The organism is Psychrobacter sp. T6-1 (assembly GCF_052258445.1).
Genome location: NZ_JBQQFC010000384.1, coordinates 1 through 1,983, shown reverse-complemented (window position 1 = coordinate 1,983; position 1,983 = coordinate 1). Strand labels below are relative to the sequence as shown.

The 1,983-nt window shown below is 39.9% G+C and carries 2 protein-coding genes; one reads left to right on the top strand and one right to left on the bottom strand.

The window, feature by feature from the left end:
- The first annotated feature begins 497 nt into the window (after nt 1–497).
- Nucleotides 498–1,133 (top strand): superoxide dismutase, encoded by a 636-nt coding sequence (locus ACTXGO_RS13050; protein WP_443543282.1) that lies wholly within the window; start codon nt 498–500, stop codon nt 1,131–1,133.
- Nucleotides 1,134–1,472: 339 nt separating this feature from the next.
- On the opposite strand, the gene ACTXGO_RS13045 is transcribed toward ACTXGO_RS13050, so the two are convergent.
- Nucleotides 1,473–1,880: a GFA family protein gene (locus tag ACTXGO_RS13045; protein WP_443543284.1), complete on the bottom strand. Its 408-nt coding sequence runs from the start codon at nt 1,878–1,880 to the stop codon at nt 1,473–1,475.
- Nucleotides 1,881–1,983: the final 103 nt, after the last annotated feature.

Here is a 1,983-nt window from a genome sequence, read left to right as displayed (position 1 = left end):
TTCATCTCACCTTGCGCAATAATAGTGATACCTAAATCCGCTTCGGCAAATAGCCTGTTAAATTCAGCTAATTTGCCTTTGTTATTACTAGCGAGAATCCACTTGTCTTGAGTATGAGCCGTTGAGTGGTGCGGCAAGCTTAAGTTTGGCATAAAGGCAGTCGTCCATATTCTGTTTATAAGTTAATAAGTTGGGCTACAAACTGGAGTCTATAACAATCGGTAACGGATATTCGCGCTAGCAGTTGTTATACTAGCCGCCAAGCTACAGTGAATGTTAGCTTATAACTGCTGATTTAAGTACAACGCTTAAATCCTCTGGTTTTGATTACATTATGTTTAGAGTGCTTTGTTTAGTACATAAAAGCATTTTCTAAATTTATAATTTTGAGCGAAAATTCATTACAATAAACTCAGCCAATTTAGCCTCTCCTCTTTATATACGGCGTTAATCAGCTTTATATATGAGCGGCTAGAAATAGCAAGGATAAAATAATTATGTCAAATATTACCCTACCAGACCTACCGTATGCAAAAGACGCACTAGAGCCACATATCAGCGCAGAGACGCTAGAGTATCATCATGACAAGCATCATGCCGCTTATGTTAATAAGTTAAAAGATTTGCTACCAGGTTCTGGTTATGAAGACAAAACATTGCCAGAAATCATCGAAGGCACTGCCAAAGATGATAGCAAGCAGACGATGTTTAACCAAGCCGCACAAGTGTGGAACCATACGTTTTACTGGAACTGCATGACGCCTGACAACGGCGGCGGCGAACCTACTGGTGATCTAAAAGGTAAAATCGAAGAAGATTTCGGTAGCTATGATAAGTTCCGTGAAGAGTTCAAAAACGCAGCAACCTCACAGTTCGGTTCAGGTTGGGCGTGGCTAGTCACTGATAAAGTCGGTGGTAAGCTGTCAATCATGAAAACAAGCGATGCTGATAACCCCTTAGCGCATGACAAAATCGCGGTATTGACTTGTGATGTGTGGGAGCATGCATACTATATCGATTATCGTAACCGTCGTCCTGATTATGTCGATACGTTCTTAGACAAGCTAGTAAACTGGGACTACGCCAACGCAAAATATAAAGGTCAAGAAGCAGGTAACGAAGGTCGCTCATAGGACTTAAGTACTTGATTGATAAAAAAGAGGACGCCGTTTGGTGTCCTTTTTTTGGTTTAGTTTTTTAGATAGTTGTAGGGTATGGTTAGCGCAGCGTAACCCACCATTGAAAGTTAATTCAAATCTCAAAATTTTTGTAGGGTGCGCCCCGCACACCAACGCATAAGCATTAAAAAATAGATTGAAGGTAATTATCTACGGCAATTTTACTACTTCCAACTTATTTAAAAAATAATACTTTTAACTCCAAGATTTGGTTCTTAAATGGTGCGCGGGGCGCACCCTACGCGACGCTTCCTAGTTCTAGTGAAATATACTTTATCTAAAATTAAGAGTGGCTTAAGCGAATCGACCCTCACCAAAGAAAGCTAAGTCTTTATCTAACTCACACCAATTAGCTTTATAGTCAGTATATATTTGAGCATCAATGGTTACTGGAATATCATCATCAAACAAGGCGATGGCTAATTCTATCTGTTCTAGTGAAGCACCTTTAACACGAAAGCCCAAGCTTGAGCCACACTGACTACAGAAGCTGCGAGTCGTGCCATTTGCAGCGACAAATTCTTTAAGTAATGATTCTCCTGACAGCCATTTTAATCCTTGGACACTCACTAAAGTGCCAAATGCTGCGCCATGAAATTTACGGCACATTGAGCAATGACAGTTTGCAGCTTGATTGCTAAAACCCGTCACAGAAAATTGGATACCTTCACATAAGCAAGATCCTTTATACTCTTTATTCATAATATTCTCTTTCCTTCATCAATCAGTTTTTGTAGGGTGCGCCCCGCGCACCAACGCATCAGTATTAAAAGATAGATTGAATACAATCATCTATGTCAATTTT

Coding starts and splice junctions, on each gene's coding strand:
- ACTXGO_RS13050 (WP_443543282.1), top strand. CDS start 498: ATGTCAAATATTACCCTACCAGACCTACCGTATGCAAAAGACGCACTA.
- ACTXGO_RS13045 (WP_443543284.1), bottom strand. CDS start 1,880: ATGAATAAAGAGTATAAAGGATCTTGCTTATGTGAAGGTATCCAATTT.